Origin of the sequence: Klebsiella sp. GN_Kp190, assembly GCF_040061795.1 — a bacterium.
GTDB lineage: Bacteria > Pseudomonadota > Gammaproteobacteria > Enterobacterales > Enterobacteriaceae > Klebsiella > Klebsiella michiganensis.
In genome coordinates this window covers 103,828-128,304 of record NZ_JBEAFN010000012.1, presented here as the reverse complement: position 1 = coordinate 128,304, position 24,477 = coordinate 103,828, and the positions used below count along the sequence as shown (strand labels likewise).

The following is a 24,477-nucleotide window of genomic DNA, read 5'->3' as shown; positions in this document are numbered from 1 at the left end:
ATGGTCACTTTGAGCGACAATCAGACGATCCGGGGCGCGAACCCCGGAATAATAATAATGATGAAATTCCTCTTTGACGGGCCAATAGCAATATTGGCCATTTTTTTACGTCAGCATGTCCGGCAGATTTCCTTCCCCGTACAAATGAAGCGCCCCTACGGCAACCACGTAGCGCCCCGGCGGCAGCGCCAGCAGCGTTTCGCGCCAGGCGAGATTGCGCTGATGCATCAGCACATCATACAGCGACTGGCTAAACGTTGTCGGCAGCGAGGTTGCGCCCGTTGACGGCGGCTGCTCCAGCCACCAGCCGATCATCACCTGCAGCAGACGCGCATTCGTGCGCCAGTGGGTGAGGGTATCCTCCAGCAGCGCCAGGCCGCCGTCGGGCAGATCCCGCAGCAGCGCTATCTGGCTGTCGGCTCCCTCCAGCTCCATCACGCGGATATTGCTCTCGCGCGCCGCCATCAGCAGTTGATAATCAATGCCGTAATCCGCCCTTAGGCCCAGTTTTTGCGCCTGTGTCGCCTGCAATACCATCGCCACCTGCCACAGCGGCTGGCTGTCGAACAGCGCGATGGACAGCCCCATTTCTCCCGCCCGCTCTTGCAGTTCAGCAAGCAGGGAGGCGCTCAGGCGTTCCGCCAGCGGCGGACAGGAGGGGAGGTTGCTGAACGGCGTTTCGCTGCCGCTAATATCCGCTTCCACAATCAGCGCATCGGCCTGGCGGATCTTTTTTAATAACCTGGCGGGCGGCGGCGACATGTCGCGGGTGCCCATATGAATACTGCCGACCAGGTGCAGATAGCGCTCGCCGGGAAGCGTGATATCCAGCGCGGGCCAGGAATAAGACGAGCCGACGGCGGCTTGCCACAGCATTTTTATTCGGTTTAACAGGCCCATACGTGCTCCGTAGTGTGAGGAAGCCATGCTAGCGCGCGGGGGGCTGGGGCGCAAGGGGACTCAACGTGCGCGACGGAAGAGGCGTTTTGCAATGTCACGAAAATAACAAAAAAATTTGATGTTCTCTTTTTCGTCATTTCTGTAATGGCGTTTTGAAATTAATTATCACTTAAAAAACAATGGAATGGCTATTTATAACGTGAATGACTATGGTGTTTTTTTCTCAAATATTCCTCTGTTGTGATAATAAAATAAAAAATCTGTAACAAAAAATAAACAAAACGCTTCTATATTGGCCCCTTCAATTTTTGGGGGGAGTGACATGCGTAACTGGAGTGAGCCTAAAAAGAATAAAGCCCATATCGAGCTGATCCCGATGATCGATGTGATGATGTTTCTACTGGTTTTCTTTGTCCTGATTAGCCTGAATGTGATCCCGGCTCTGGGCTTGAAAACGCAGCTGCCGTCGGCCGGCAGCGCCCAACAGCTTAAACCGCAAAAAAAAGCCATTATCACCCTCGGCGCCGGCGACCAGCTGCAGCTTGATGGCCAGCCGCTGCCCCTGAATGCGCTGGTCAATACCCTGAAGCAACAGCAGCAGGAAAACCAAACCACCACCATTATCGTGAACAGCGATAAAGAGGTTGCGGTGGAACGCCTGATCGCCGTGATGGATACCCTGCGTCAGGGTGGTTTCTTCTCCATTTCCATTGCCACACGGAAGCAGTGATATGTATCTGCTTTATCGCTCACGTCACGTTGTTAGCTGGCTACCCGCCCTTGTCGTCGCCGGATGTTTACTGTTTGTCAGCCAGCAGGCAGTGCTGCAGGTCAAACCGCATTACGACGATACGGTCATGGAACTGTCGCTGGCTGAACCCGAACCGCCGCAGCCGGAGCCTGTCCCGGAACCGCAGCCGGAAATACCGCCGCAAATTCAACCTGAGCCGGAACCGGAGGCGGTCGCTGAACCCGTCGTTCCTGCGCCAGAACCCATTATCCAGGCCAAACCGGTTGTTAAACCGAAAGCCAAACCCAGGCCCAAACCGGTTGTGAAGGAAAAAGCGCCGAAACCGCAGGCGATCGCGGCTCCGCAGCCCGCCGCCGTTCGTAGTCCGGTGAGTAAACCGGCCCCGCCGCCTTCTCCCCCGGCGCCGAAGGCGAACGCGCAGGCGGTGGAAAACGGCTATCTGCAGGCGCTGCGCCGGGAGCTGGAGCAGCGCAAGCGCTACCCGAGCGGCCGTCAGGCTTCGCTGGAACGTCCGCAGGGCAACGTGGAGGTCTGGCTGGAGGTTGACCGCAGCGGCAGAGTGCTGGCTTCCGGTATTGCCAGCAGGGCGCCGAACATGCTGCTCAATCGCGCTGCGCTTAGTTCCCTGCAAAGCATCAGCCAGCTGAAGCCCTTTCCTGAAGAGGCTTTTGCCGGACAAAGCAGCAAAAAATTTACCGCGACGTTTAATTACCAGGCGCCATAAGCCTAATTAATCATTTGTTTTTACAGGAAAAGAAATGAAAAACTTTAATTATTCTGGGATTGCGTTAGCCGTGGTGTCGGCCCTGTTATCGGGGGCCTCACTGGCGGCGGAAAGCAGCGACGTGGGGGAGATTAACGTTAAGGGGCAATCGCTCGGCGGCGGTCTGATGGTGCAGGAAGACAGCGGCAAAGCGCGTTCCACCCTGACCAAAGAGGCGATGGAAAAAGCCCCCGGCGCCAGCAATGCTATCGACATGCTGAAATATACGCCGGGAATGAACGTCAACAGCAATGACGCCAGCGGCCTGAGCGGTATCGACTACACCATGCGCGGGATGAACTCGGATCAGATCGGCCTGTCGATGGACGGCATCCCGATTAACGACTCGGGCAACTATGCGGTCTACCCCAACCTGCTGGGCGACGCGGAAAACCTTGAGCAGATCTTTGTCACCCAGGGCTCTTCCGAGGCTGACGGCCCGCATATTGGTTCCAGCGGCGGTAATATTGGCCTTGTGACAAAGCGTCCCTCAAAGGAGTTTGGCGGCTTCGTCAAACAAACGCTCGGCAGCCATAACCTCAGCAAAACTTTCGCTCGTCTGGAGACCGGGGAGTACAACGGTTTTAGCAACTGGCTCTCGTACTCGCATACTGAAGCCAAAAAATGGCGCGGGGAGGGGCGTAATTATTCCGATAAGTTCGAAATGAACTCGCTGTACGAGGATGGCAACGGCAACAGCAGCAACCTGATCATGAAGTATAACCGTCAGGATAACAGCAACTATAACACCCTGAGTAAAGCGCAGTTCGAAGAAGACCCGCGTCAGGACTACTCGACCACCCCGGTCTACAACAGCAAAGGTCAACTGAGCAAATATTACAAGCTGAACCGTAATCCGTTTGAAACCTTCACCCTCTCTTTTGCCCAGCGCTTACAGCTGCGCGATAACCTCGCGTTGACCGTTCAGCCCTATTACTACTGGGGTAACGGCGGCAGCTTTACCGGACAAACGGCCTCGGTGCTGTCCAATACGTCTGATACCGCCGGACAGTACGATCTCAGCAACCTGACTTCTAATACCTATTACCGGCCTTCGTGGACCCAGACCTGGCGGCCGGGCGTTACCACGAAATTGAAGTGGGATATTAACGACGAACACAGCCTGGATATTGGCTACTGGTACGAGCGCGCGCGTCAGTCGCAGACCCAGCCGTTTATTAGCATTCAGGACGATGGCAACCCGGCGAACGTTTCCGGCAAACCGGGCGGTTCCGATCAGGTTAAAGATGCGAACGGCAATACGGTACAGGGGCGTAACCAGTACACGGTGACTCCTGCGCACAAAGTATGGCTTCAGGACAGCTGGTTCGTGACGCCGGACTGGACGCTGGTGGGCGGGCTGGCTTATCAGTATGTTGAACGTAAAGGCGATAATAAAGGCAGCCTGTATAGCGCTGCGGAAAAACGCCAGGCGACCTACCATGAATTCCTGCCGAACTTTAGCATCAGCTATAAGCCGGATAGCGAAAATCAGCTGTTCTATAACCTGACGCGCAACATGCGTACGCCTCCCAACTACGTGCTCTACAACGTCGGCGATTCGATCAGCACCAAACCTGAGCTGAGCTGGAACCACGAGCTGGGCTGGCGTTTTCAGCGCGAAGATATGCTGCTGAGCGCGACGCTCTTCTATATGCGCTATACCGACCGGCAGATTTCGACCACCAATGCGGATGGTGACTACGAAATGATGAACATCGGCAGCGTGGAGAGTAAAGGTCTGGAGCTGGAGTGGAGCGGTAAGCTGCCGTACAACTTCAACTACTACACCTCTTATACCTACACCCATTCCGAACAAAAAGACGACATTGTGAGCAACGGCGGACATCCGCTGCCAACGGCGGGCAAAACGGTGCCAAACGTACCGAAAAACATGCTTAACGCGTCGCTGGGCTATGACGATGGTCTCTACTACGGCAGCTTCGGCGGCAAATACGTCAGTTCGTTCTACGGCGATTTGACCAACGACGAAAAAATCGGCGGGCGCACGGTCTTTGATGTCGCCGCGGGCGTGCATCTGCCGGTGGATAAAAAGATTGTCAAAAGCGCCACCCTGCGCTTTGGCATCGATAACCTGTTCGATAAACAGTACCTGACCTCCGTCCGCTCGACGACTTTTAACGCGGCGGCTTACGACGGCGTGAAGGCCAGTACCCCGTACTACAACGTTGGCGAAGAGCGCACCTTTAGCGTCTCGCTGGAAGCAACCTTTTAATTAACCGGAGGGCACTCTGATGGATGCCAATCTGATTCACGATATTATTTTCTACGTTATGTACGCCGCGCTGGCGATCGCCGTGGTGATACTGGTTGATCGCGGCCTCTATTTTTCGTGGGCCCAGCGTCAGGCTTTGCGCTTTGAAAAAGCGCTGACGCCGGACGTTCGCCGCGCGTCGGATCTGCCGGAATCGCTGACCGGCCGCAGTAGCCTCCCGCTGACCCTCATTCTGCCGGTGCTGGAGAAAAAGCAGACGGCGGAAGACCGTGAGGCGATGAGCGATCTGATCGACGCTCAGTATCTGCTCAGCAAACCGCAGATGTCGCGTGGGCTGTGGATGCTTGAAACCGTTGTCACCGCCGCGCCGCTGCTGGGCCTGCTGGGGACGATCCTCGGTATTATGGATACCTTTAAGGCCCTTTCCGCCTCAGGCGTCTCCGATGCCAGCATGGTTTCTGCGGGTATGGGGACCGCCCTGTATGCCACCGGCCTGGGCATTGCGATTGCGCTGCTGTGCCTGGTGGGCAATAACTATTTGCAAAGCCGCATGGAGCGAATCAACGAACTGCTGAAGGTGCTGCTGATCCGCGCCGGCAGCCCGGTCAGCCGTCCGGAGCAGGGCGGCAAACGCTGGGAAGGCCACGAGGCGCAGCGCTATGCCTGAACATGGTCAATGCGGGTGGCCGGCAGGCCGCCTGATGAGCGCGCTGGCGGGGAGCTGGATGCTGTTAAGCCAGCCGGTATGGGCGGCGTTCTCTATACCTGGCTACGAGCTGGTGTATAACGCGCCGCAGGAAACCACCTTACAGGATAACGATTTACGTCATGCCGCCGAAGTCTGGCAGCAGATGTTCGATGCGGCGCGCAGCCATATCGATCTGGCGCAGTTTTATGTGGCGAATGAAAAAGGCTCTCTGCTGGATGGGGTTCTGGCACATCTGCGGGCCGCCGGGGAGCGTGGAGTAAAAATTCGTTTTCTGATGGAGGAGAAGGGCGTGGGCCTTTCAACGCCGGAAACGCTGACGGCGCTGAAAGCGATCCCCAACCTGGAATTGCGGGTGATCCCGTTCCATCGGCTGACCGGCGGTATTGTTCACGCCAAGTATCTGCTGGTGGATGGCAAAGAGGCTTTTGTCGGTAGCCAGAATTTTGACTGGCGCGCGCTGGAACAGATCCAGGAGACCGGTCTGCGCATCAGCGATCCGCAAACGGTGCAGCAGATTCAGGCTATTTTCGATCAGGACTGGCAGGCGCAAGCTCTGCTGGCGGAGAGTAAGCCGGTACCGAAGCCGGCGAGGCAGGCGGTAGCGTCGGCCCCGCAGGGCAATTATCTGGTTGCCAGCCCGCGCGATTATAACCCGGGCGGGGGGATTGATTCGCAGGTGGCGCTGCCGCGGCTGCTGGCGAGCGCCAAATCGCGGATCCGGGTGCAGGTGATGGACTATGCGCCGCTGGCGTGGGGAGAAAAGGGGAGCCGGCCCTTTTATGCGCCCATTGATAACGCCCTGCGCAGCGCGGCGGCCCGCGGCGTACAGGTGGAGCTGATGGTGGCGAACTGGAACCTGAAAAAGCCGGAGGTATTCTGGCTGAAGAGTCTCTCTCTGGTGCCAAACGTTCAGCTAAAAGTGGTGACCATACCTCCCGCCAGCCGAGGGTTTATCCCCTTTGCCAGGGTGGTACACAGTAAGCTGATGACCATCGACGGTACGACGGCGTGGGTCGGAACCAGCAACTGGAGCGGAGGCTATTTCGATAACTCACGCAACCTTGAGCTGGTGCTGAATAATGCGTCGATGGCCGCGCGCGTGGACGCGCTTTACAGCCAGCTGTGGAATAGCCGCTATGCGGCGCCGATCAAGGTTGATTTTGATTATCCGGTTCCGCATCCTGGCCGTGAGTTCGAATAGATAAATCGGCTGAGGCTTCCCCTCTCCCTAAGGGGGCGAGGGGAAGCCTGTTTTGCCCTCGCCAGAGGCTGCTTTATGCTTTGGGCTTATAGCGCAGCAGGCGGTTGGCGTTACTCACGACGGTAATCGAAGAGAGCGCCATGGCCGCGCCCGCTACCACCGGGTTGAGCAGCGTTCCGGTCAGCGGCCACAGAATCCCGGCGGCAATCGGAATGCCCAGCGAGTTATAAACAAATGCCCCCAGCAGGTTCTGCTTCATATTACGCAGCGTGGCTTTGGCGATGTCCAGCGCATCGGCAACGCCGTTCAGGCTATGGCGCATCAGGGTAATCGCCGCCGTCTCAATGGCGACATCGCTGCCGCCGCCCATGGCGATCCCCACATCGGCCTGCGCCAGCGCGGGCGCATCGTTGATACCGTCGCCGATCATCGCCACCTGATGCCCTTCGCTTTGCAGGCGCTTAATCGCATCGGCTTTCCCGTCCGGCAGCACCCCGGCAATCACCTCATCAATGCCCGCCTCTTTGGCGATAGCGTTGGCGGTGGTGGGGTTATCTCCGGTCAGCATCACCAGACGATAGCCCTGGCGGTGCAGCCTGGCTAATGCCGCCACGCTATCTTCGCGCAGCGGATCGCGGATGGCGAACAGCGCCGCCGCCTGACCATCTACCGCCAGCAGCACCGGCGTGGCACCCTGTGACGCCTGGGCGGTCATGTCGTCTTCTATTTCAGCCGTTGCAATCTTGTGCTCATTAAGCAGCGCCTGGTTGCCGAGCAGCAGACGGCGGCCTTCGGCTTCGCCGCTGACCCCCAGCCCGCGCAGCGTGCGGAAGTTTTCTACCGCAGGCAGGCGTTGGTCCGCGGCTTTGTCGAGAATGGCTCGCGCCAGCGGGTGGCTGGAACCTTGCTCCAGAGACGCCGCCAGACGTAGAGCGGTGGACTCATCCATGGCGGTAAAGGTTTTTATCGCCACCACCTGCGGTTTACCCTCGGTCAGGGTACCGGTTTTATCAAAGACCAGCGTATCGAGAGTGCTGGCGCGCTGCAGCGCATCGGCGTCGCGCACCAGTACGCCGTACTCCGCCGCGCGGCCCACGCCGGAGATAATCGACATCGGCGTTGCCAGCCCCAGGGCGCACGGACAGGCGATAATCAGCACCGTGGTGGCGATCACCAGGGTATAGACAATTTGCGGCGCCGGGCCAAAAAAGTACCAGATCGCGGCGCTGAACAGGGCTATCGCCACAACCGCCGGGACGAACACGGCGGAGATTTTGTCCGCCAGCTGGCCGATTTCAGGTTTACTGCTCTGCGCCTGGCGCACCATGCGGATAATGCGCGCCAGGGTGGTTTGACTGCCGACGGCGCTGGCGGTAAACAGTACGCTGCCGTCCTGCACTACGGTCCCGGCATGAACGGCGTCACCGTCGCCTTTTTGCTGCGGCACCGGCTCGCCGGTGAGCATCGCTTCATCGAACCAGGCTTCGCCCTGGCTAATGACGCCGTCGACCGGTACGCGATCGCCGGTGGTCAGACGCAGGATCATTCCCGCCTGAACCTCAGCCAGCGGCAGATCTTTTTCGCCTTCGTCGGTGACCACCCTCGCTGACGGCGGGGTTAAATCGAGCAGTTTTTCCAGCGCTTTCGAAGAGCGCTGGCGCGCGCGGGCTTCCAGCATATGGCCCAGGTTAATCAGACCGATAATCATCGCGCTGGCTTCATAATAAAGGTGGCGGGCTTCCATCGGAAACCACTGCGGCCACAGGTTGACGCTCATTGAATAGAGCCAGGCGACGCCGGTACCCAGCGCCACCAGCGTATCCATGGTCGCGGTGCCGTTTTTCAGGCTTTTCCACGCGCTGCGGTAGAAATGGCCGCCGGCAAAGACCATCACCGCCAGGGTGACAACACCGATAGCCAGCCACAGGGAGCGGTTATCATCGCTGACCATCATATTGTCGCCGATCATTCCCCAGCCCATGACCGGGATACCGACCAGCAGGGCGACGATAGCCTGCCAGCGGAAGCGCTTCATTGTGGCGACGGCGGTTTCCTGCTGGCGCTCGCGGCGTTCGAGGTCGTCTTCGATAGCTTCCGCGCCGTAGCCCGCTTTCTCTACGGCCTGGACTAATTCTGCGGCGGACGCGCTGCCCATCACCAGCGCAGTGCGTTCCGCCAGGTTGACCCGCGCCTGCGAGACGCCCGGCACCGCGGCGAGCGCGTGTTGTACCCGGGATACGCAGCTGGCGCAGCTCATGCCGTTGATTAACAGCTGCTGGCTGTCATCTTCGTCACGGGCTGCCGGAAGCTCAGTGGTGGCCGCTGTCAGCGCTTCCGGCGGGATTGATGATTCTGCCAGCGGTTTAGCCTTTGGGTGGCTGAGCTCCGCGCCGTATCCGGCCTGTTTAATGGTCTCAATCAGCGCTTCCGCGCTGGCGCTGCCCGTGACGTGGGCTTCGGTAACGGTGACTTCCGCTTGCTCAACGTCGGGACGCTGCTCCAGGCTCTCTTTCACCCGTTTAACGCAGTGGCCGCAGGAGAGGCCATCAAGCGCGAGGTCGATAGTGTTAGACATAAATAACTCCTGAATAAATTTCCGGTTAATGATTGACCGAACACACTCTTTCATCGAGTATTAGCAAGGTTAAACCTTCCAGCAAGGGGAAGGTCAAGGGGGAAAGATGAATATTAGCGATGTGGCGAAAAAGACCGGCTTAACCAGCAAAGCGATCCGTTTTTACGAGGAGAAGGGGCTGGTGACGCCGCCGCTGCGTAGCGAAAACGGCTACCGCAGCTACAGCCAGCAGCATCTGGATGAACTGACCCTGCTGCGCCAGGCGCGCCAGGTGGGGTTTAATCTGGAAGAGTGTCGCGAGCTGATATTCCTGTTCAACGATCCCTCGCGGCACAGCGCCGACGTGAAACGCCGGACGCTGGAGAAAGTCGCGGAGATTGAGCGCCACATCAGCGAGCTGCAGGGCATGCGTGCACAGCTGCTGGCGCTGGCGGACTCCTGTCCCGGCGATGACAGCGCGGATTGCCCGATCATCGATAATCTCTCGGGCTGCTGTCACCGCAAGGTGCAGGCCTAGCGGCCGTTAGGGAGCTCCCTGATCCGCAGCGTAATCCCCTCGACGGCGACCACTTCAACCTTGCTGCCCGCCGCGAGGTCGTCATCGGCAATAACCGGCCATGAACTGTCGCCCACGCGGACGTGTCCGCGGCCGTTAACCAGCGCCGTTTCCAGCGTAAAGCGGCGGCCAAGCAGCTGCTGCCCGCGCTGATTAAGCTGAGCGTCCGCCGGCTTCTGGCGCTTAACGCGGTTACGTAGCCAGCGCGACCACAGCCAGGCCGCCAGCAGAGTCAGGACGGCAAACAGCGTACCCTGCCACTCCCAGCTCAACGGCAGCATCCAGACCAGCAGCCCGGTTACGACGCCGGCAATGCCGCTCCACAGCAGATAACCGTTGCCGCCGAGCATTTCCGCCGCCAGCAGCAGCCCGCCGAGGCTGAGCCAGAAAATATGCGGGTGGGCGAGAATCAGCGCGATCATGATTTTTTCTGCGCGCCAGCGCCTTCTTTAAGCAGCTCGCCGATCCCGGCGATGGAGCCCATCAGGCTGCTGGCGTCGAGCGGCATCAGCACCACTTTACTGTTGTTGGCCGCGCCAATTTGCTGCAGCGCATCGGTATATTTCTGCGCGACAAAGTAGTTGATGGCCTGAATGTCGCCGGAAGCGATAGCGGATGAGACCATCTGCGTAGCGCGCGCTTCGGCTTCCGCGGAACGTTCGCGCGCCTCTGCCTGTAAAAACGCCGACTGACGCTCGCCTTCGGCTTTGAGGATCTGCGACTGCTTCTCGCCCTCGGCTTTTAAAATTTCCGCCTGACGTATCCCTTCGGCCTCAAGAATATAGGCGCGCTTGGTGCGCTCGGCTTTCATCTGGGCGTTCATTGAGGCGATAAGCTCCGCCGGCGGGCGTACGTCGCGGATCTCAACGCGGGTGATTTTGATGCCCCACGGGTTGGTCGCTTCATCGACAATATGCAGCAGGCGGGTGTTGATGCTGTCGCGCTGGGAGAGCATTTCGTCCAGCTCCATGGAGCCCAGCACGGTACGAATGTTGGTCATAGTCAGGTTGATAATCGCCAGCTCGAGGTTGCTGACTTCATAGGCGGCTTTCGGCGCGTCGATAACCTGAATAAAGCACACCGCATCAATGGTGACGTTGGCGTTATCGCGCGAAATCACCTCCTGCGAAGGGATATCGAGCACCTGCTCCATCATATTAATTTTGCGCCCGATACGATCCATAAAGGGCACCACCAGGCTCATCCCCGGCTGCAGCGTTTGCGTATAGCGGCCAAAGCGCTCTACCGTCCACTGGTAGCCCTGAGGAACGATTTTTACCGCCGCTCCGACGATAACCAGCGCGACGAAAATAAGAATGGGGATAAAAATCAGCATCAAAAACCTCCTGTCTTGTTGCCTGTTGATGCGCCGGGAGAGTGGCGCGCGTTTAACCAGAGTATATCTTTCCGCGCATCCGGGTGAAAGAAAAGTGGAGTAAACTAGAGGCGTTGTCGAAAAACTGGGAATAATAATGACCGAAAGTAACGCTATTTTGCGCCTGGACAATGTGGGTTTTCAGGCCGATGGAGTGACCATCCTTAATGAGATGAGTTTTCAGCTCAGGGCAGGGGAATTTAAGCTGATTACCGGCCCTTCCGGCTGCGGAAAAAGCACGTTATTAAAAATAATCGCTTCGCTGCTGAGCCCCACCGCGGGAAGCATTTTCTTCGCCGGTAAAAACATTAATGACTTAACGCCGGAAACCTATCGTCAGCAGGTTTCCTACTGCGCGCAAACCCCGGCGCTGTTCGGCGATTCAGTGTATGACAACCTGGTCTTCCCGTGGCAGATCCGTCATCAACAGCCGGATCCTAAGGCGCTGGTGGCCGATCTGCTGCGCTTCGGGCTGGCGGAGAATACGCTGGAAAAGTCAATCAATGAACTTTCGGGCGGGGAAAAGCAGCGCGTTTCGTTGATTCGCAATCTGCAGTTTTTACCGCAGGTGCTGCTGCTCGATGAAATTACCAGCGCGCTGGACGAGAGCAATAAAAAAAACGTGAATGAGATTATCCATCGCTACACGACCGAAAAAAATATCGCCGTTCTGTGGGTCACTCACGATAGCAATGAAATTGCCCATGCGGATGAAGTGATCACGCTCGAGCCTGCCGGCGGAAAAGCGCAGGAGGAGAAAAAAAATGAACGGGCATAATATTACTAACGAATCGCTGGCGCTCTCCATGGTTCTGGTGCTGGTGGCGATCGTGGTCAGCTACCGGGAAAAGCTGGCGCTGGAAAAAGATATTATCTGGAGTATCTGCCGGGCGATTGTGCAACTGATTATCGTCGGCTACGTGCTGAAATATATCTTTAACGTTAATCACGCCGTGCTGACGCTGCTGATGGTGCTGTTTATCTGCTTTAACGCGGCGTGGAATGCGAAAAAGCGCAGCAAATATATCGATAAAGCCTTTGTTTCTTCGTTTATCGCGATAACCACCGGCGCCGGATTAACCCTGGCGGTGCTGGTTTTTTCCGGATCGATTGCGTTTGTGCCGATGCAGGTGATTCCGATTGCCGGGATGGTGGCCGGTAACGCGATGGTGGCGGTCGGGCTGTGCTACAACAACATGGGGCAGCGTTTCAGCAGCGAGCAGCAGCAGATCCAGGAGAAGCTGAGCCTGGGCGCGACGCCGAAGATGGCTTCCGCAAGGCTTATCCGCGATAGCATTCGCGCCGCGCTGATCCCGACGGTAGATTCGGCGAAAACGGTGGGGCTGGTGAGCCTGCCGGGGATGATGTCGGGGCTGATTTTCGCCGGGATTGATCCGGTAAAAGCGATTAAGTACCAGATTATGGTGACGTTTATGCTGCTGTCGACTGCCAGCCTGTCAACGATTATCGCCGGGTATCTGACCTACCTGAAGTTCTTTAATGCTCGCCATCAGCTGGTGGTGACTCAGCTGAAAAAACGCGCGTAAGTTTTTTCCCCGGAGGCGGCGCTGAACGCGCCTGTCCGGGCTACCGTCCCGCTGACGGCGGGTAACCTGTAGCCCGGCTAAGCGCAGCGCGAGCCGGGTTTTTTACGATTAATAAAGCAGAGAGTAGAGCTGGCGGCGGTACTTCGCGGCCAGCGCGTCACCGGTGCCGAGGGCGGAGAGGATCTCCTGCAGCAGCTTGCGAACCTCGCCGTTTCCGGCGCCTAAATCTTTTTGCAGATGGCTGAACAGCAGCGCCAGCGCCTCTTCGTTACGCCCAACCTGATGCAGCTGTAATGCCAGCTGGGAGGCCAGCGCCGCGTCTTCCGGGTTCTGCTCTACCTGCTGCTGCAGCTGCTGAATTTCCGGCGTGTCGGCGGCTTTTTTCAGCAGCTCGATCTGCGCCACCAGTCCCTGATAGCGGGTATCCTGATCCTGCAGCGGCACGGTTTTCAGCACCGTTTCCGCTTCATCGGAACGGTGGAGGGCAATCAGCGTTTCCGCCAGCAGCAGGCCAATCTGGCTCTCCTGGTTCGACAGTTGCCAGGCGTCTTTCAGCAGCGGCAGCGCTTCGGCGTAGTTCTCTTCCTCCATCAGCGCCAGCGCCTGCTGCGCTTTGAGCTCCTCTTCGCGCGGCAGGAACTTATCCAGCAGCGCGCGCACCGCTTCTTCCGGCTGCGGGCCTTCGAAGCCGTCGACCGGCTGACCGTTCTGGAACAGGTAAACCGTAGGGATTGCGCGCAGGCCAAACTGCGAAGCCAGCATTTGTTCGGCATCGCAGTCAACTTTAGCGAGGGTAAACAGGCCGTTGTACTGGGCGGCGAGGCTCTCCAGTACCGGCGTCAACTGCTCGCAATGTTGGCTGCGCGCGGACCAGAAATAGAACAGCACCGGCGTTGTCGCGGACTGCTGTAGCGTCTGGTGTAGGTTAGCTTCGGTAATATTGACAATATTCTGTGCGGACATGAGCAAGTCTCTTTAATCGATATTTGTATAGATATATGGGGGCGACGGCAGGCGCTTCAACTTAGCCCTGGATAATTTTGTCCATCGCGCGGGTCGGCAGCAGGCGTTTCAGCAGGGCGACCGCATGCGCCACCAGAGTGACCCGGTAGCGCAGCTTCGGTTTATCGCTGACAAAAGCATGGCGCACTTTTTCCACCACCGCTTCCGGCCCGAGAGTAAAGCGGGCGGCGATGCCGGGGTTTTCCACCGGCTTATCGGTCTGGGTCTGGTTGACGTTGTTGGTGAAGCGGGTGTGGATCGGGCCCGGCTCAATCAGGATGACCTTAATTCCGCTGTGGCGCAGCTCCATGCGCAGCGCGTCTGACCAGGCTTCCAGCGCGAATTTGCTGGCGGCATAGGCGCCGCGGCCGGGGCTGGAGATAATTCCCATCACCGATGAGGTCATCACAATACGCCCTTCGCCGTGCGGCTCCATTGCCGGAAGCAGCAGCATCGTTAGCTGATGGACGCCGAAAAAGTTGGCGGAAAACTGCTGCTCCATCTGCTGGCGGCTGATGGTCGGCAGCGGGCCGTAGACGCCGTAGCCCGCGTTGTTAAACAGGCCGTACAGGCGGTTGTCGGTCAGGGCAATCACCTCGGCGGCGGCGCGTTCAACGCTCTGCGGATCGTCAAGATCCAGCAACACACCGGTCAGCCCCAGCTCCTGCATCCGTGCGACATCTTCCGCTTTGCGGCAGGCGGCCAGCACGTTAAAGTCCTGGCGCTTTAAATCAAGGGCGCTTTCAAGACCAATTCCGCTGGAACATCCTGTAACTAAAACCGATTTTTGCATAACTTTACCTGCAAATGACTCGCTGTTATCAGGAGTCATGATTAACTAAGGGAGCCAAACGCGTCGCCATCCAGTCGGCGATAAACGGCTGGGCGTCGCGATTAGGGTGAATTCCATCGTCCTGCATCCACTGCGGTTTCAGATAAACCTCTTCCATAAAAAAGGGCAGCAGAGGAATATCAAACTCTTTGGCCAGTGCCGGATAAATTGCGCTAAAGGCTTCATTATAACGGCGGCCATAGTTGGCGGGCAGGCGAATTTGCATCAGCAGCGGCTGGGCGTTCGCCGCTTTGATATGCTCAATAATGGTACGCAGCGTCTGCTCCGTCTGCTGCGGCGGGAAACCGCGCAGCCCGTCGTTACCGCCCAGCTCTACCAGCACCCAGCGCGGCTGATGCTGCTTAAGCAGAGCCGGCAGCCTTGCCAGCCCCTGCTGCGAGGTATCGCCGCTGATGCTGGCGTTAACCACCGGCGTTTTGGTCTGCCACTTATCGTTAAGCAGCGCAGGCCAGGCGGTATTGCCCGCCATGCGATAACCGGCGCTCAGACTGTCGCCGAGAACCAACAGCGTGTCGGCCGCCATCGCGCGGCAGGTAAACAGGACCAGAAACAGGAAAGGCAAATGCCAGCGGAAAACATACTTGAAGTTCATCATCTTAAGAAATCCGTCGGTCAGGGTGAGCATCAGCTTTCCATCCTTACCGGAGTTGAGCTGGTTGTCAAACAGGGGCAGACCATCGCCCTGATTGGCGAGTCGGGGTCCGGTAAATCAACGCTGCTGGCGATCCTCGCCGGGCTGGACGATGGCAGCAGCGGGGAGGTCTCGCTGCTCGGACAACCGCTGCATCAGATGGACGAAGAGGCGCGGGCGAAGCTGCGCGCAAAGCACGTCGGCTTTGTGTTTCAATCCTTTATGCTGATACCCACCCTCAATGCGCTGGAAAACGTCGAGCTTCCGGCGCTGCTGCGCGGCGAAAGCGATAGCCAGAGCCGCGGCAGCGCCCGGGCACTGCTGGAGCAACTGGGGCTGGGTAAGCGCCTGCACCATCTGCCGGTACAGCTTTCCGGCGGCGAGCAGCAGCGGGTCGCGCTGGCGCGCGCGTTTAACGGCCGCCCGGAGCTGCTGTTCGCCGATGAACCCACCGGCAACCTCGACCGTCACACCGGGGATAAAATCGCCGACCTGCTGTTCTCGCTGAACCGCGAGCACGGCACCACGCTGATCCTCGTCACCCACGACCCGCTGCTGGCGGCGCGCTGCGACCGACGGCTGAGGCTGGTGGATGGCCAGCTGCGGGAGGAAGCATGATCGCCCGCTGGTTCTGGCGCGAATGGCGCTCGCCGTCGCTGCTGATCGTCTGGCTGGCGCTGAGCCTGGCGGTGGCCTGCGTGCTGGCGCTGGGCTCGATAAGCGACCGCATGGAGAAAGGACTCAGCCAGCAGAGCCGGGAATTTATGGCCGGCGACCGCACGCTGCGCAGCTCGCGCGAAGTCCCAGGCGCATGGATTGACGAAGCGCGTCGCCTTGGTTTAACCGTCGGCGAACAGCTGAGCTTCGCCACTATGACGTTTTCCGGCGATACGCCGCAGCTGGCGGACGTCAAAGCGGTTGACGACACCTATCCGCTATATGGTCAGCTGCAGACCCAGCCGCCGGGGCTGAAGCCGCACGCCGGCACCGTGCTGCTGGCGCCGCGATTAATGGCGCTGCTGAATCTGAAAACCGGCGACACCATCGACGTGGGCGACGCCACGCTGCGCATTGCCGGCGAGGTGATACAGGAGCCGGATGCCGGATTTAACCCCTTCCAGATGGCGCCGCGGCTGATGATGAATACCGCAGACGTGGCGAAAACCGGCGCGGTGCAGCCCGGGAGCCGCGTCTCCTGGCGCTATAAGTATGCCGGAACCCCGCAGCAGCTGGCGGACTACGAAAAGTGGCTGCTGCCGAAGCTGGGGCCTGAACATCGCTGGATCGGCCTGGAGCAGGATGACAGCGCGCTGGGTAAATCGCTGGAGCGCTCGCAGCAGTTTTTGCTGCTGTCGGCGCTGTTAACGCTGCTGCTGGCGGTCGCCGCGGTGGCGGTGGCGATGAGTCATTACTGCCGCAGTCGTTACGATCTGGTGGCGATCCTTAAAACCCTCGGCGCCGGGCGGGCGCAGCTGCGCAAGCTGATTGTCGGCCAGTGGCTGATGCTGCTGGCGCTGGCGGTGGTTGCCGGCGGGGCGATGGGCGTCGGGCTGGAGCATATTCTGCTGCTGATGCTTAAGCCGGTGCTCCCGGCGGCGCTGCCGGCGGCGAGCGGCTGGCCGTGGCTGTGGGCGATCGGCGCGATGGTGGTGATTTCCCTGCTGGTCGGGCTGCGTCCTTATAGACTGCTGCTGGCGACGCTGCCGCTGCGGGTGCTGCGCCAGGATGTCGTCGCCAACGTCTGGCCGCTGACGATCTATATTCCAGTGGTGTGCGCGGTGGTGGTAGCCCTGCTGGCGCTGCTGATGGGCGGCAGCCCCCTGCTATGGGCGGTGCTGGCGGGCGCCGTGGTGCTGGCGCTGCTGTGCGGCCTGGCGGGATGGGGCGTTCTGTGGCTACTGAAGCGTTTGACGTTAAAAGCGCTGCCGCTGCGCCTGGCGGTGAACCGTCTGCTGCGTCAGCCGTGGTCGACCCTGAGCCAGCTGGCGGCCTTTTCGCTGTCGTTTATGCTGCTGGCGCTGCTGCTGGTGCTGCGCGGCGATCTGCTTGACCGCTGGCAGCAGCAGCTGCCGCCGGAAAGTCCTAACTATTTCCTGATTAACATTGCGCCGGAGCAGGTGGTGCCGGTGAAAACCTTCCTCACCGAACATCAGACCCGCGCCACCGAGTTCTACCCCATCGTGCGCGCCCGCCTGACGCAAATTAACGGTCAGGTGACGGAGGGCAATAAAGATGAAGCCCTGAACCGGGAGCTTAACCTCACCTGGAGCCGCGAGCGTCCGGATCATAATCCGCTGGTTGCCGGTAGCTGGCCGCCGAAGTCGGGCGAGGTGTCGATTGAAGAGGGGCTGGCGCAGCGTCTGGGCGTCAAGCTCGGCGATAGCGTGACCTTTACCGGGGATACTCAGGACTTTAGCGCGAAGGTGTCCAGCGTGCGTAAAGTCGACTGGGAGAGCCTGCGGCCGAACTTCTTCTTTATCTTCCCGCAGGGGGCGCTCGACGGCCAGCCGCAAAGCTGGCTGACCAGCTTCCGCTGGGATAACGGCAACGGGATGCTGACGCAGCTCAACCGCGAATTCCCCACCGTCAGCCTGCTGGATATCGGCGCGATTTTGCAGCAGATTGGCCAGGTGCTGACCCAGGTAAGCCGCGCGCTTGAGGTAATGGTGATTCTGGTCACCGCCTGCGGCGTTTTGCTGCTGCTGGCGCAGGTACAGGTCGGGATGCGTCAGCGTTATCAGGAGCTGGTGGTCTGGCGCACGCTGGGGGCCGGGAAGTCTCTGCTGCGCACCACGCTGTGGGCGGAGTTCGCGCTGCTGGGCGTGGTGTCCGGCGTCGTGGCGGCGATTGGCGCTGAGGTGGCGCTGGCGCTGCTGCAAAGCAAAATCTTTGACTTCCCGTGGTCTCCGGACTGGCGGCTGTGGGTGATGCTGCCGCTGTGCGGGGCGATACTGCTGTCGCTGTGCGGCGGCTGGCTGGGGCTGCGTCTGCTGAAAGGTAAGGCGCTGTTCCGCCAGTTTAGTCAGGGATAGGGTTAGCTATGTAGCCCGGGTAAGGCGTTATCCGCCACCCGGGGGTTTCACTGTATGCGGGAAAGTAGCCCGGGTAAGGCGTCAGCCGCAACCCGGGGGGTTACCCGGTACGGATGCGCGTTGCTATTGCAGATGACCGTGGTTTAGCGCGGTGAGCGGCTCATTAACATCGAAAATTTTGCAGATAACCTCGTTTACGCCGAGAGATTTCAGGCGCGCGGTGTGCTTGTTGAGATAAGCGAGCGCGGTTTCTTCATTCGCAAAAAGATAGATCCCGCCCGCCTCCTGATTTTTTTCGCTTTCCGTCCAGACCTTCCAGATAAACCCCGGCTCCTGATTGATGGACTCGGCCAGCTCCACGAGCTGACGGGACATCTCGCTGCCGAAGGGACCGTTAAAGGCAAAGTGCAGCTGCAGTAGTTTTTTCGACATACTTCCTCCATGGATGATGTTTGCGCGGTAATAGACCATTTTAATGACATGACGATGAAAAGATAACCACAGTTTTTTTAACGGCACAAAATGGTAAGTCACTGATTTTTAACCGCACGAAACATTAAAAACTCAACAACACGCCATACTCGATCGCAGTTAATATTCAACTGGCAAATATAAGGTTGCTTATTAATCAAGGAAAAAGTATGGCACATAAAATAAAAGCGCTGGCGATAACGATCGGCGCAGCCCTGGCGTTAACCTCTTTTGCATCCCAGGCGGAAATTACGCTTTTAAAACAAGATCCGCAGGCGGGCGATCCGTTAAGCCGGCTTAATTTCACCGTCGGCGGGAGTATCCGTCCCCAGTTCAACATGATGTCCGGCGACGGAGACAAAGGCTCTTATAAACGTAACGGTTTCGATGGCGGTACCCGTTTCCGCTTCGCCGCCGACTACTATCTGTTCGATGATATTAGCTGGATCAGCTACTACGAGCTGGGCGTCAATATTCCGGCGCTTTTCGACTGGGATAACCACTACGCCGAAGGCGCGAATAACACCAGCCGCCGTATGCTCTATACCGGCCTGAAAAGCGATACCTGGGGGACGTTAACCTACGGTCAGCAGAACAGCGTTTATTACGACGTGGTTGGGGTAAAAACCGATATCTGGGATTACGACATGATAGGCCAGGCGCCGGGTAACGGCATCAACGGCGACTACGATGGCTCCTATCGCTCACGCAATATGCTGAAATATAAGAAAACCGTTGGCGATGTCGATCTTTACGCCTCTTATCTGTTTGAGGACAGCGAATATCTGCCGGGCAACGGCCTGCGCTACAAGCGTAAAGGCGGCGGCTCCATCGGCGCCGATTACCACATCATGAAGGATTTGACCTGGGGCGCAGCGTGGAACTATACCCGCGCCGATATGCGTAACCCCTCCAGTTCAGACAGCAAATCATACGATCAGAATATCGTCGGTACCGCGCTAAGCTGGACGCCGGATAACTGGACCTTCTCCTTCGGCGGCGGCTGGTATCAGAACTTCCTGACCACCAAAAAAACCGATGTTCATAACTACTTCGCGGGCGATGCCTGGGGTATTGAGTACTTTGCCGGTTATAAATTCCCGATTGGTCAGTATGCGGTGAAATCCATTCAGCCGTACTTTATGGGCGACCGCCTGCAGTACGTGAACGGCCGCAACTATCAGCGGATTGATAACGGCGTCGGCGTGAGCTTCCAGCTGGATTATGGTTTCCGCGTTGACTATGAACACGTCTTCACGTCGAGCACCGACAACCTGGGCGATATGAACCTGGTGCGTCTGCGCTACGACTTCTAAGCGCTGACACTTCCCCGGTGACGCTGCGCTTAGCGGGGCTACAGGTTCACCGCCGTCTGCGGACCCGTAGCCCGGCTAAGGCATTTACGCCGCAAGCCGGGACAAGAGAGGATGTGATTACTCCGCCAGCCAGGCGGCGACGTCCTGCCAGCTGCCGCGAAAAATAATCTTCTCCGCTTTTTTGCCGAGCTGGTAGCGGTACATCGGATCGTAATACTCGTTCAGCAGGGGAACCAGCCAGCTGAAGTGGGCTTCGGTGCTGGCGGTTCGCTGCTGCTCAAGCAGGGCTTCATCAAGCCGGGCGGTGAGCTGGGCAAAACGCTGTAACCCGAGGCGGCGGCGGATTGCGAACAGACCATGATGCAGATATTCGCTATACGCCTGCCAGCCTTGGTCTTCGCCGTAGGCCGCCAGGAAATCATGATGCATGCGCGCAAAATACTCTTCCCGCAGCCGTTCAAGACGGACAGCGAACGGATCTTCCACCACCGCCAGCGGCGACTGCGCCATGCGAAGGCGCATGCACTCCGGCAGGTGATTGGCGCCAATCATATGCCCTTCATCCTCCAGCACCCAGCGCGTCTGCTGCCCTGACTTTTTGAGCATTGCCACGGCCAGGTGATTTTCAAAGGTTGCCTGCTGATGCTGCTCCTGCAGGGTTCGGCCAAATGAAGAGCCGCGGTGATGGGCGAGCCCTTCGAGATCGATACCGTCCGGTTGAGCGCCGACCAGCTGGGTTTTACCGTTACCGGTACAGCCGCCGATCAGCACGATAGGGCGCTGCACCAGCTCTTCGGTAAGCTGTATCGCCGCCTGGCGCAGCGCTTTGTAGCCGCCGACGATCAGCGGGTAATCCACGCCCGCTTCCTTCAGCCACTGCTGGACGATATGTGAACGCTGGCCGCCGCGAGCGCAGCACAGGTAGCCCTCGGGATAGCGCGCGCAGGCCTCTTTCCAGGCGGCGAGGCGGCGGGCGCGAATCTCGCCGTTGACCAGCTGATGGCCCAGCGCGAGGGCGGCGTCCGGCCCCTGACGCTTATAGCAGGTGCCGACGGCGGCGCGCTCGTCATCGTTCATCAGCGGCAGGTTGATCGCCGCGGGCATGGCGCTTTGCCTGAATTCAACCGGGGCGCGTACGTCAATCAGCGGCGTATCGCTGGCGAGAATCTGCCGAATATTCTGTGGTACTAATTCCATCATTTAAACCGTTAAGCCATTCAGACGCGTCGCTCGACGCGATAATTCCTCTATTGTACGCGGTGAGCGCCCTGCTGAATTGATTTTTCACGGTGTATCGCTGAATAGCGTCAGGAATGGCTGGATTTAAGCATCCGTGGGGCTGGCAAGTTGGGTAGCCCGGCTAAGGCGCAGCGCGCCGCAAGCCGGGATAAAGGAGAGAGGATTACGCCAGCTGCGCCTGCGCCCAGAAGATACCGCTGGCATATTCCGGCGGCAGCAGCGGCTTCAGCGCTTCCAGCGTCGCGCTCAGGCGGTCGGTATCGCTGTCGGTCAGGTTCAGGTGGCCGACTTTACGACCCGGACGTACCTCTTTGTCGTACCAGTGCAGATGCACCAGCGGCAGCTTCAGCCAGTCATAGTTCAGATCGGTACCGATCAGGTTGATCATCACCGACGGGCTGTTCACCACCGGCGGCGGCAGCGGCAGATCGGTAATCGCCCGCAGATGCAGCTCGAACTGGCTAATGGAGGCGCCGTTTTGCGTCCAGTGGCCGCTGTTGTGCACGCGAGGTGCCAGTTCGTTAATCAGCAGGCCATCAGCGGTGACGAAACACTCCATCGCCATCACGCCAACGTAGCCCAGCTCATGCATGATCGCCGACAGCATCTGCTCCGCCTGCGCCTGCTGGCGGGCGTTGGCCTGCGGAAAAGCGACGCTGGCGCGTAAAATACCGTCCTGATGCAGGTTGCGGGTCAGTGGATAGAAGACCGTGCTGCCGTCCCGGGCGCGAGCGCCGACCAGCGACACCTCGCCGGAGAAGTTAATCCCCTGCTCAACGATACACTCGCCGTAGTTATCCTCCGGCAGCTGCGCGGTTTCATTTTCCCGCAAACGCCACTGGCCGCGGCCATCGTAGCCGCCGACGCGGCGCTTAACGATAGCCAGCTCCCCGAGGCGGGCGAATACCGCAGGCCATTCGCTTTTATCCGCCAGAAGCTGCCACGGCGCGGTGGCGAGCGCTAGCTTATCGAACAGCTGCTTTTGCGTCAGGCGGTCGGCGATTATCGGGAAAACGTCGCGGTTAACGAAGGCGGAATGACGCGCCAGCTCGCGGGTCAGCGCTGTTTCCGGCCAGCGTTCAATCTCTGCGGTAATCACGCTTTGCTGTACCGGCACCGCTTCCGGGTCGGCTTCCAGACCGACCGGCCAGACCGCAATACCCAGCGGCTCGCCGGCCTGGCGCAGCATCCGGCCTAGCTGACCGTTGCCGAGAACGCAAACCTGCTTCATGCCGCACCCCGCGGATCCGGGTTATCCAGCACGTCATCGGTTTGCGCCTGACGCCAGGCGCTGAGGCGCTGGTGCAGTTCCGCATCGTGCTGGGCGAGGATCTGCGCCGCCAGCAGGGCGGCGTTGGCGGCCCCGGCTTTGCCGATGGCCAGCGTACCCACCGGGATGCCGCGCGGCATCTGGACGATGGAGTAGAGGCTGTCTACGCCGCTCAGTGCCGCGCTCTGAACCGGCACGCCTAACACCGGCACCAGCGTTTTCGCCGCAATCATGCCCGGCAGGTGCGCCGCGCCGCCGGCACCGGCAATAATCACCTGAAAACCGTTTTCTTCCGCGCCTTCGGCGAAGCTGAACAGTTTATCGGGCGTGCGGTGGGCGGAGACCACTTCGACATGGTACGGAACGTTCAGGGCATCAAGGATTTCTGCGGTAAACTGCATGGTAGCCCAGTCGCTTTTGGACCCCATCACGATGGCGATACGCGCCGAATTATTGCGGGAAGACATGCGTCTTAAAACTCCTGTGGGTGTGTTTCACACTGCTTTAGAGGCCACAGAGAATAGCATGAACTCCCGGCAAGGAAAACGGTTGCGTGCGCATGGCCAGCCGCCTTTGTGTTGTCGGTATTCGATGAAACGCTCCGGTTATGAGCGGGCAAAAAGTAAAACCAGCCCCCGTCCCCGGGTCAGCATAAGAATGCCCATCACCAGCAGGTAGATTTGCACAACGCGCTCATCGTGCGGCCCGGATAAATCGCGGAAAATAAAGAATCAGCCCTTGCCGGGGGCTAGAAAGGAAAATGAATCAGCTCAACGTCTTCTGGCGTCACTTTGACCATAGAGCCCTGGCTATGCCAGGCGCCGAGCACCACGCGGTACGCGGTCTGGCCGTTGGCTTCTAGCGGGTGGACGGCGGGGCGGTGCGTATGCCCGTGAATCAGCCACTGAACGCGATGTTTCTCCATGACGTCAACGACCGCCTGGGGATTCACATCCATAATTTCCATCGACTTGCTGCTGTTGGCCGCTTTGCTGTCGGCGCGCATTCTGGCGGCGATACGGCGGCGGATAAACAGCGGCAGGGCCAGAAACAGGCGCTGGATCCAGGGATTGTGAACTTTCGCGCGAAACGCCAGATAGCCTGCATCGTCGGTGCAGAGGGTGTCGCCGTGCATAATCAGCACCTTGCGCCCGTAGAGGTCGAGAAGCTTCTCTTCCGGCAGCAGGGTCATCGCGCTTTCGCGGGCAAAGCGCTTGCCGACGAGAAAGTCGCGGTTGCCGTGAAGGAAGTAGCAGGGGACGCCGGAATCGGCCAGCGCTTTGAGCGCTGAGGCGATTTGCCGATGCAGCGGGTTAGGATCGTCATCGCCGATCCAGGCTTCAAAGAGATCGCCGAGGATATACAGGGCGTCCGCCCTGCGGGCTTCCCCCTGTAAAAAGCGCAGAAAACCGGCGGTAATCGCCGGTTCTTCCGTTTGCAGATGCAAATCCGCAATAAAAAGTGTCGCCACGAATTATTCGCTAACGGTGACGCTTTTGATCACAACATCTTCTTTCGGCACATCCTGATGCATGCCGCTGCGGCCGGTGGCGACCGCTTTGATTTTGTCGACCACGTCCATCCCTTCAACGACTTCTGCGAATACGCAGTAGCCCCAACCCTGCAGGCTTTCGCCGGAGAAGTTCAGGAAGTCGTTATCGGCGACGTTGATGAAGAACTGCGCGGTGGCGGAGTGGGGCGCCTGAGTACGGGCCATCGCCAGCGTACCGCGGGTGTTTTTCAGACCGTTGTTCGCTTCGTTCTGAATAGGAGATTTGGTGGTTTTCTGATTCATGCCCGGCTCAAAACCGCCGCCCTGAATCATAAAGCCGTTGATTACACGGTGGAAAATAGTGTTGTCGTAGAAACCTTCACGACAGTAGTCCAGGAAGTTTTTAACTGTTTCCGGCGCTTTGTCGTCAAACGTCTTGATTACGATATCGCCATGATTGGTGTGGAAAGTAACCATTTTTGCATCCTGTTCCGATGATTGTGGTGCCTGCACCCGGAGTCGGGTGAGATATAGGGGGCTGTTATAGCATAACCGCGG

Annotated in this window: 24 protein-coding genes and 1 pseudogene; 11 read left to right on the top strand and 14 right to left on the bottom strand. The window is 58.8% G+C overall.

Annotated features, from left to right (window positions below; genetic code table 11):
• Positions 1 to 105 precede the first annotated feature (105 nt).
• Positions 106 to 900, bottom strand: a complete 795-nt coding sequence (locus ABLU67_RS10025; RefSeq protein ID WP_014228217.1) for a TraB/GumN family protein — start codon at positions 898 to 900, stop codon at positions 106 to 108.
• Positions 901 to 1,222: 322 nt separating this feature from the next.
• On the opposite strand from ABLU67_RS10025, the gene ABLU67_RS10020 reads away from it, so the two are divergent.
• From ABLU67_RS10020 to ABLU67_RS10000, 5 genes are read left to right on the top strand one after another with little or no spacing between them, the layout of a single operon-like run.
• Positions 1,223 to 1,630 (top strand): biopolymer transporter ExbD, encoded by a 408-nt coding sequence (locus ABLU67_RS10020; protein WP_004848379.1) that lies wholly within the window; start codon positions 1,223 to 1,225, stop codon positions 1,628 to 1,630.
• A 1-nt stretch (position 1,631) separates the two neighbouring features.
• Positions 1,632 to 2,375, top strand: a complete 744-nt coding sequence (locus ABLU67_RS10015; protein ID WP_064358002.1) for a TonB family protein — start codon at positions 1,632 to 1,634, stop codon at positions 2,373 to 2,375.
• 34 nt (positions 2,376 to 2,409) lie between these two features.
• On the top strand, positions 2,410 to 4,650 hold the full coding sequence (locus ABLU67_RS10010; protein ID WP_004848383.1) for a TonB-dependent receptor: 2,241 nt from the start codon (positions 2,410 to 2,412) through the stop codon (positions 4,648 to 4,650).
• 19 nt (positions 4,651 to 4,669) lie between these two features.
• On the top strand, positions 4,670 to 5,317 hold the full coding sequence (locus ABLU67_RS10005; RefSeq protein ID WP_348852284.1) for a MotA/TolQ/ExbB proton channel family protein: 648 nt from the start codon (positions 4,670 to 4,672) through the stop codon (positions 5,315 to 5,317).
• Entirely contained in the window at positions 5,310 to 6,560 is a 1,251-nt protein-coding gene (locus ABLU67_RS10000; RefSeq protein WP_348852283.1) for a phospholipase D-like domain-containing protein, read from the top strand. The genes ABLU67_RS10005 and ABLU67_RS10000 overlap by 8 nt, the downstream gene beginning before the upstream one ends.
• 73 nt (positions 6,561 to 6,633) lie before the next feature.
• Here ABLU67_RS10000 and copA read toward each other — a convergent pair whose 3' ends face one another.
• Positions 6,634 to 9,135: a copper-exporting P-type ATPase CopA gene (gene copA, locus ABLU67_RS09995; RefSeq protein ID WP_348852282.1), complete on the bottom strand. Its 2,502-nt coding sequence runs from the start codon at positions 9,133 to 9,135 to the stop codon at positions 6,634 to 6,636.
• 106 nt (positions 9,136 to 9,241) lie between these two features.
• Between copA and cueR the strand changes: the two genes are divergently transcribed.
• Positions 9,242 to 9,652, top strand: a complete 411-nt coding sequence (gene cueR / locus ABLU67_RS09990) for a Cu(I)-responsive transcriptional regulator (protein ID WP_032727891.1) — start codon at positions 9,242 to 9,244, stop codon at positions 9,650 to 9,652.
• On the opposite strand, the gene ABLU67_RS09985 is transcribed toward cueR, so the two are convergent.
• Complete coding sequence (locus ABLU67_RS09985) at positions 9,649 to 10,113, bottom strand: NfeD family protein (protein ID WP_032748316.1); 465 nt, start codon at positions 10,111 to 10,113, stop codon at positions 9,649 to 9,651. The genes cueR and ABLU67_RS09985 overlap by 4 nt on opposite strands.
• Positions 10,110 to 11,027 carry an SPFH domain-containing protein gene (locus ABLU67_RS09980; RefSeq protein ID WP_004129981.1) on the bottom strand — a complete coding sequence of 306 codons (918 nt, stop codon included), beginning with the start codon at positions 11,025 to 11,027 and terminating at the stop codon, positions 10,110 to 10,112. The genes ABLU67_RS09985 and ABLU67_RS09980 overlap by 4 nt, the downstream gene beginning before the upstream one ends.
• 136 nt (positions 11,028 to 11,163) lie before the next feature.
• On the opposite strand from ABLU67_RS09980, the gene fetA reads away from it, so the two are divergent.
• Both fetA and fetB read left to right on the top strand, forming a co-directional pair.
• Positions 11,164 to 11,844 (top strand): iron ABC transporter ATP-binding protein FetA, encoded by a 681-nt coding sequence (gene fetA / locus ABLU67_RS09975; protein WP_025107131.1) that lies wholly within the window; start codon positions 11,164 to 11,166, stop codon positions 11,842 to 11,844.
• Entirely contained in the window at positions 11,831 to 12,613 is a 783-nt protein-coding gene (gene fetB, locus ABLU67_RS09970) for an iron export ABC transporter permease subunit FetB (RefSeq protein ID WP_004129987.1), read from the top strand. The genes fetA and fetB overlap by 14 nt, the downstream gene beginning before the upstream one ends.
• A 108-nt stretch (positions 12,614 to 12,721) precedes the next feature.
• On the opposite strand, the gene ABLU67_RS09965 is transcribed toward fetB, so the two are convergent.
• The 3 genes from ABLU67_RS09965 to tesA form a co-directional block, all read right to left on the bottom strand.
• Positions 12,722 to 13,576 carry a co-chaperone YbbN gene (locus tag ABLU67_RS09965; protein WP_014228228.1) on the bottom strand — a complete coding sequence of 285 codons (855 nt, stop codon included), beginning with the start codon at positions 13,574 to 13,576 and terminating at the stop codon, positions 12,722 to 12,724.
• A gap of 61 nt (positions 13,577 to 13,637) precedes the next feature.
• On the bottom strand, positions 13,638 to 14,447 hold the full coding sequence (locus ABLU67_RS09960; RefSeq protein WP_165795137.1) for an SDR family oxidoreductase: 810 nt from the start codon (positions 14,445 to 14,447) through the stop codon (positions 13,638 to 13,640).
• On the bottom strand, positions 14,437 to 15,060 hold the full coding sequence (tesA, locus tag ABLU67_RS09955) for a multifunctional acyl-CoA thioesterase I/protease I/lysophospholipase L1 (protein ID WP_014228230.1): 624 nt from the start codon (positions 15,058 to 15,060) through the stop codon (positions 14,437 to 14,439). The genes ABLU67_RS09960 and tesA overlap by 11 nt, the downstream gene beginning before the upstream one ends.
• On the opposite strand from tesA, the gene ybbA reads away from it, so the two are divergent.
• Positions 15,031 to 15,717, top strand: coding sequence for a putative ABC transporter ATP-binding protein YbbA (gene ybbA, locus ABLU67_RS09950; protein WP_004099723.1), 687 nt, complete (start codon positions 15,031 to 15,033; stop codon positions 15,715 to 15,717). The genes tesA and ybbA overlap by 30 nt on opposite strands.
• A complete protein-coding gene (ybbP, locus tag ABLU67_RS09945; protein ID WP_201993812.1) occupies positions 15,714 to 18,131 on the top strand; it encodes a putative ABC transporter permease subunit YbbP in 2,418 nt (805 codons plus the stop codon). Before ybbA ends, ybbP begins: the two co-directional genes overlap by 4 nt.
• Positions 18,132 to 18,254: 123 nt before the next feature.
• Here the strand turns inward: ybbP and ABLU67_RS09940 are convergent, their stop codons facing one another.
• Positions 18,255 to 18,563 (bottom strand): monooxygenase, encoded by a 309-nt coding sequence (locus ABLU67_RS09940; protein ID WP_014228233.1) that lies wholly within the window; start codon positions 18,561 to 18,563, stop codon positions 18,255 to 18,257.
• A 209-nt stretch (positions 18,564 to 18,772) separates the two neighbouring features.
• Here ABLU67_RS09940 and ABLU67_RS09935 point away from each other — a divergent pair, with 209 nt between their 5' ends.
• Positions 18,773 to 19,918: a porin gene (locus ABLU67_RS09935; RefSeq protein WP_004130005.1), complete on the top strand. Its 1,146-nt coding sequence runs from the start codon at positions 18,773 to 18,775 to the stop codon at positions 19,916 to 19,918.
• Between the two features lie 117 nt (positions 19,919 to 20,035).
• Here the strand turns inward: ABLU67_RS09935 and mnmH are convergent, their stop codons facing one another.
• The 6 genes and pseudogenes from mnmH to ppiB all read right to left on the bottom strand — a co-directional run bounded on the left by mnmH (position 20,036) and on the right by ppiB (position 24,396).
• Positions 20,036 to 21,115 (bottom strand): tRNA 2-selenouridine(34) synthase MnmH, encoded by a 1,080-nt coding sequence (mnmH, locus tag ABLU67_RS09930; RefSeq protein ID WP_154919359.1) that lies wholly within the window; start codon positions 21,113 to 21,115, stop codon positions 20,036 to 20,038.
• Between the two features lie 205 nt (positions 21,116 to 21,320).
• Positions 21,321 to 22,388 carry a 5-(carboxyamino)imidazole ribonucleotide synthase gene (gene purK, locus ABLU67_RS09925; protein ID WP_014228235.1) on the bottom strand — a complete coding sequence of 356 codons (1,068 nt, stop codon included), beginning with the start codon at positions 22,386 to 22,388 and terminating at the stop codon, positions 21,321 to 21,323.
• Complete coding sequence (gene purE / locus ABLU67_RS09920) at positions 22,385 to 22,894, bottom strand: 5-(carboxyamino)imidazole ribonucleotide mutase (protein ID WP_004130058.1); 510 nt, start codon at positions 22,892 to 22,894, stop codon at positions 22,385 to 22,387. Before purE ends, purK begins: the two co-directional genes overlap by 4 nt.
• A gap of 153 nt (positions 22,895 to 23,047) precedes the next feature.
• Positions 23,048 to 23,137 (bottom strand): annotated as a pseudogene (locus tag ABLU67_RS09915) (hypothetical protein); the annotation flags it as partial.
• A 38-nt stretch (positions 23,138 to 23,175) separates the two neighbouring features.
• The gene (lpxH, locus tag ABLU67_RS09910) at positions 23,176 to 23,898 is read right to left on the bottom strand and encodes a UDP-2,3-diacylglucosamine diphosphatase (RefSeq protein ID WP_025107126.1); all 723 of its coding nucleotides are present in this window, start codon (positions 23,896 to 23,898) and stop codon (positions 23,176 to 23,178) included.
• Positions 23,899 to 23,901: 3 nt separating this feature from the next.
• Positions 23,902 to 24,396, bottom strand: coding sequence for a peptidylprolyl isomerase B (gene ppiB / locus ABLU67_RS09905; protein WP_004099775.1), 495 nt, complete (start codon positions 24,394 to 24,396; stop codon positions 23,902 to 23,904).
• Between the last annotated feature and the right edge of the window lie 81 nt (positions 24,397 to 24,477).

Excerpts from the sequence above, each read along its gene's own strand:
- mnmH (WP_154919359.1), bottom strand. The coding sequence starts at position 21,115 with ATGGAATTAGTACCACAGAATATTCGGCAGATTCTCGCCAGCGATACG.
- ABLU67_RS09960 (WP_165795137.1), bottom strand. The coding sequence starts at position 14,447 with ATGACTCCTGATAACAGCGAGTCATTTGCAGGTAAAGTTATGCAAAAA.
- purE (WP_004130058.1), bottom strand. The coding sequence starts at position 22,894 with ATGTCTTCCCGCAATAATTCGGCGCGTATCGCCATCGTGATGGGGTCC.
- ABLU67_RS09980 (WP_004129981.1), bottom strand. The coding sequence starts at position 11,027 with ATGCTGATTTTTATCCCCATTCTTATTTTCGTCGCGCTGGTTATCGTC.
- ABLU67_RS09965 (WP_014228228.1), bottom strand. The coding sequence starts at position 13,576 with ATGTCCGCACAGAATATTGTCAATATTACCGAAGCTAACCTACACCAG.
- ABLU67_RS10015 (WP_064358002.1), top strand. The coding sequence starts at position 1,632 with ATGTATCTGCTTTATCGCTCACGTCACGTTGTTAGCTGGCTACCCGCC.
- ABLU67_RS09940 (WP_014228233.1), bottom strand. The coding sequence starts at position 18,563 with ATGTCGAAAAAACTACTGCAGCTGCACTTTGCCTTTAACGGTCCCTTC.
- ABLU67_RS09985 (WP_032748316.1), bottom strand. The coding sequence starts at position 10,113 with ATGATCGCGCTGATTCTCGCCCACCCGCATATTTTCTGGCTCAGCCTC.
- ABLU67_RS09935 (WP_004130005.1), top strand. The coding sequence starts at position 18,773 with ATGGCACATAAAATAAAAGCGCTGGCGATAACGATCGGCGCAGCCCTG.
- ybbP (WP_201993812.1), top strand. The coding sequence starts at position 15,714 with ATGATCGCCCGCTGGTTCTGGCGCGAATGGCGCTCGCCGTCGCTGCTG.
- copA (WP_348852282.1), bottom strand. The coding sequence starts at position 9,135 with ATGTCTAACACTATCGACCTCGCGCTTGATGGCCTCTCCTGCGGCCAC.
- fetB (WP_004129987.1), top strand. The coding sequence starts at position 11,831 with ATGAACGGGCATAATATTACTAACGAATCGCTGGCGCTCTCCATGGTT.
- fetA (WP_025107131.1), top strand. The coding sequence starts at position 11,164 with ATGACCGAAAGTAACGCTATTTTGCGCCTGGACAATGTGGGTTTTCAG.
- ABLU67_RS10010 (WP_004848383.1), top strand. The coding sequence starts at position 2,410 with ATGAAAAACTTTAATTATTCTGGGATTGCGTTAGCCGTGGTGTCGGCC.
- ABLU67_RS10020 (WP_004848379.1), top strand. The coding sequence starts at position 1,223 with ATGCGTAACTGGAGTGAGCCTAAAAAGAATAAAGCCCATATCGAGCTG.
- cueR (WP_032727891.1), top strand. The coding sequence starts at position 9,242 with ATGAATATTAGCGATGTGGCGAAAAAGACCGGCTTAACCAGCAAAGCG.
- ppiB (WP_004099775.1), bottom strand. The coding sequence starts at position 24,396 with ATGGTTACTTTCCACACCAATCATGGCGATATCGTAATCAAGACGTTT.
- ABLU67_RS10025 (WP_014228217.1), bottom strand. The coding sequence starts at position 900 with ATGGGCCTGTTAAACCGAATAAAAATGCTGTGGCAAGCCGCCGTCGGC.
- ABLU67_RS10005 (WP_348852284.1), top strand. The coding sequence starts at position 4,670 with ATGGATGCCAATCTGATTCACGATATTATTTTCTACGTTATGTACGCC.
- ABLU67_RS10000 (WP_348852283.1), top strand. The coding sequence starts at position 5,310 with ATGCCTGAACATGGTCAATGCGGGTGGCCGGCAGGCCGCCTGATGAGC.
- purK (WP_014228235.1), bottom strand. The coding sequence starts at position 22,388 with ATGAAGCAGGTTTGCGTTCTCGGCAACGGTCAGCTAGGCCGGATGCTG.
- ybbA (WP_004099723.1), top strand. The coding sequence starts at position 15,031 with ATGCCAGCGGAAAACATACTTGAAGTTCATCATCTTAAGAAATCCGTC.
- tesA (WP_014228230.1), bottom strand. The coding sequence starts at position 15,060 with ATGAACTTCAAGTATGTTTTCCGCTGGCATTTGCCTTTCCTGTTTCTG.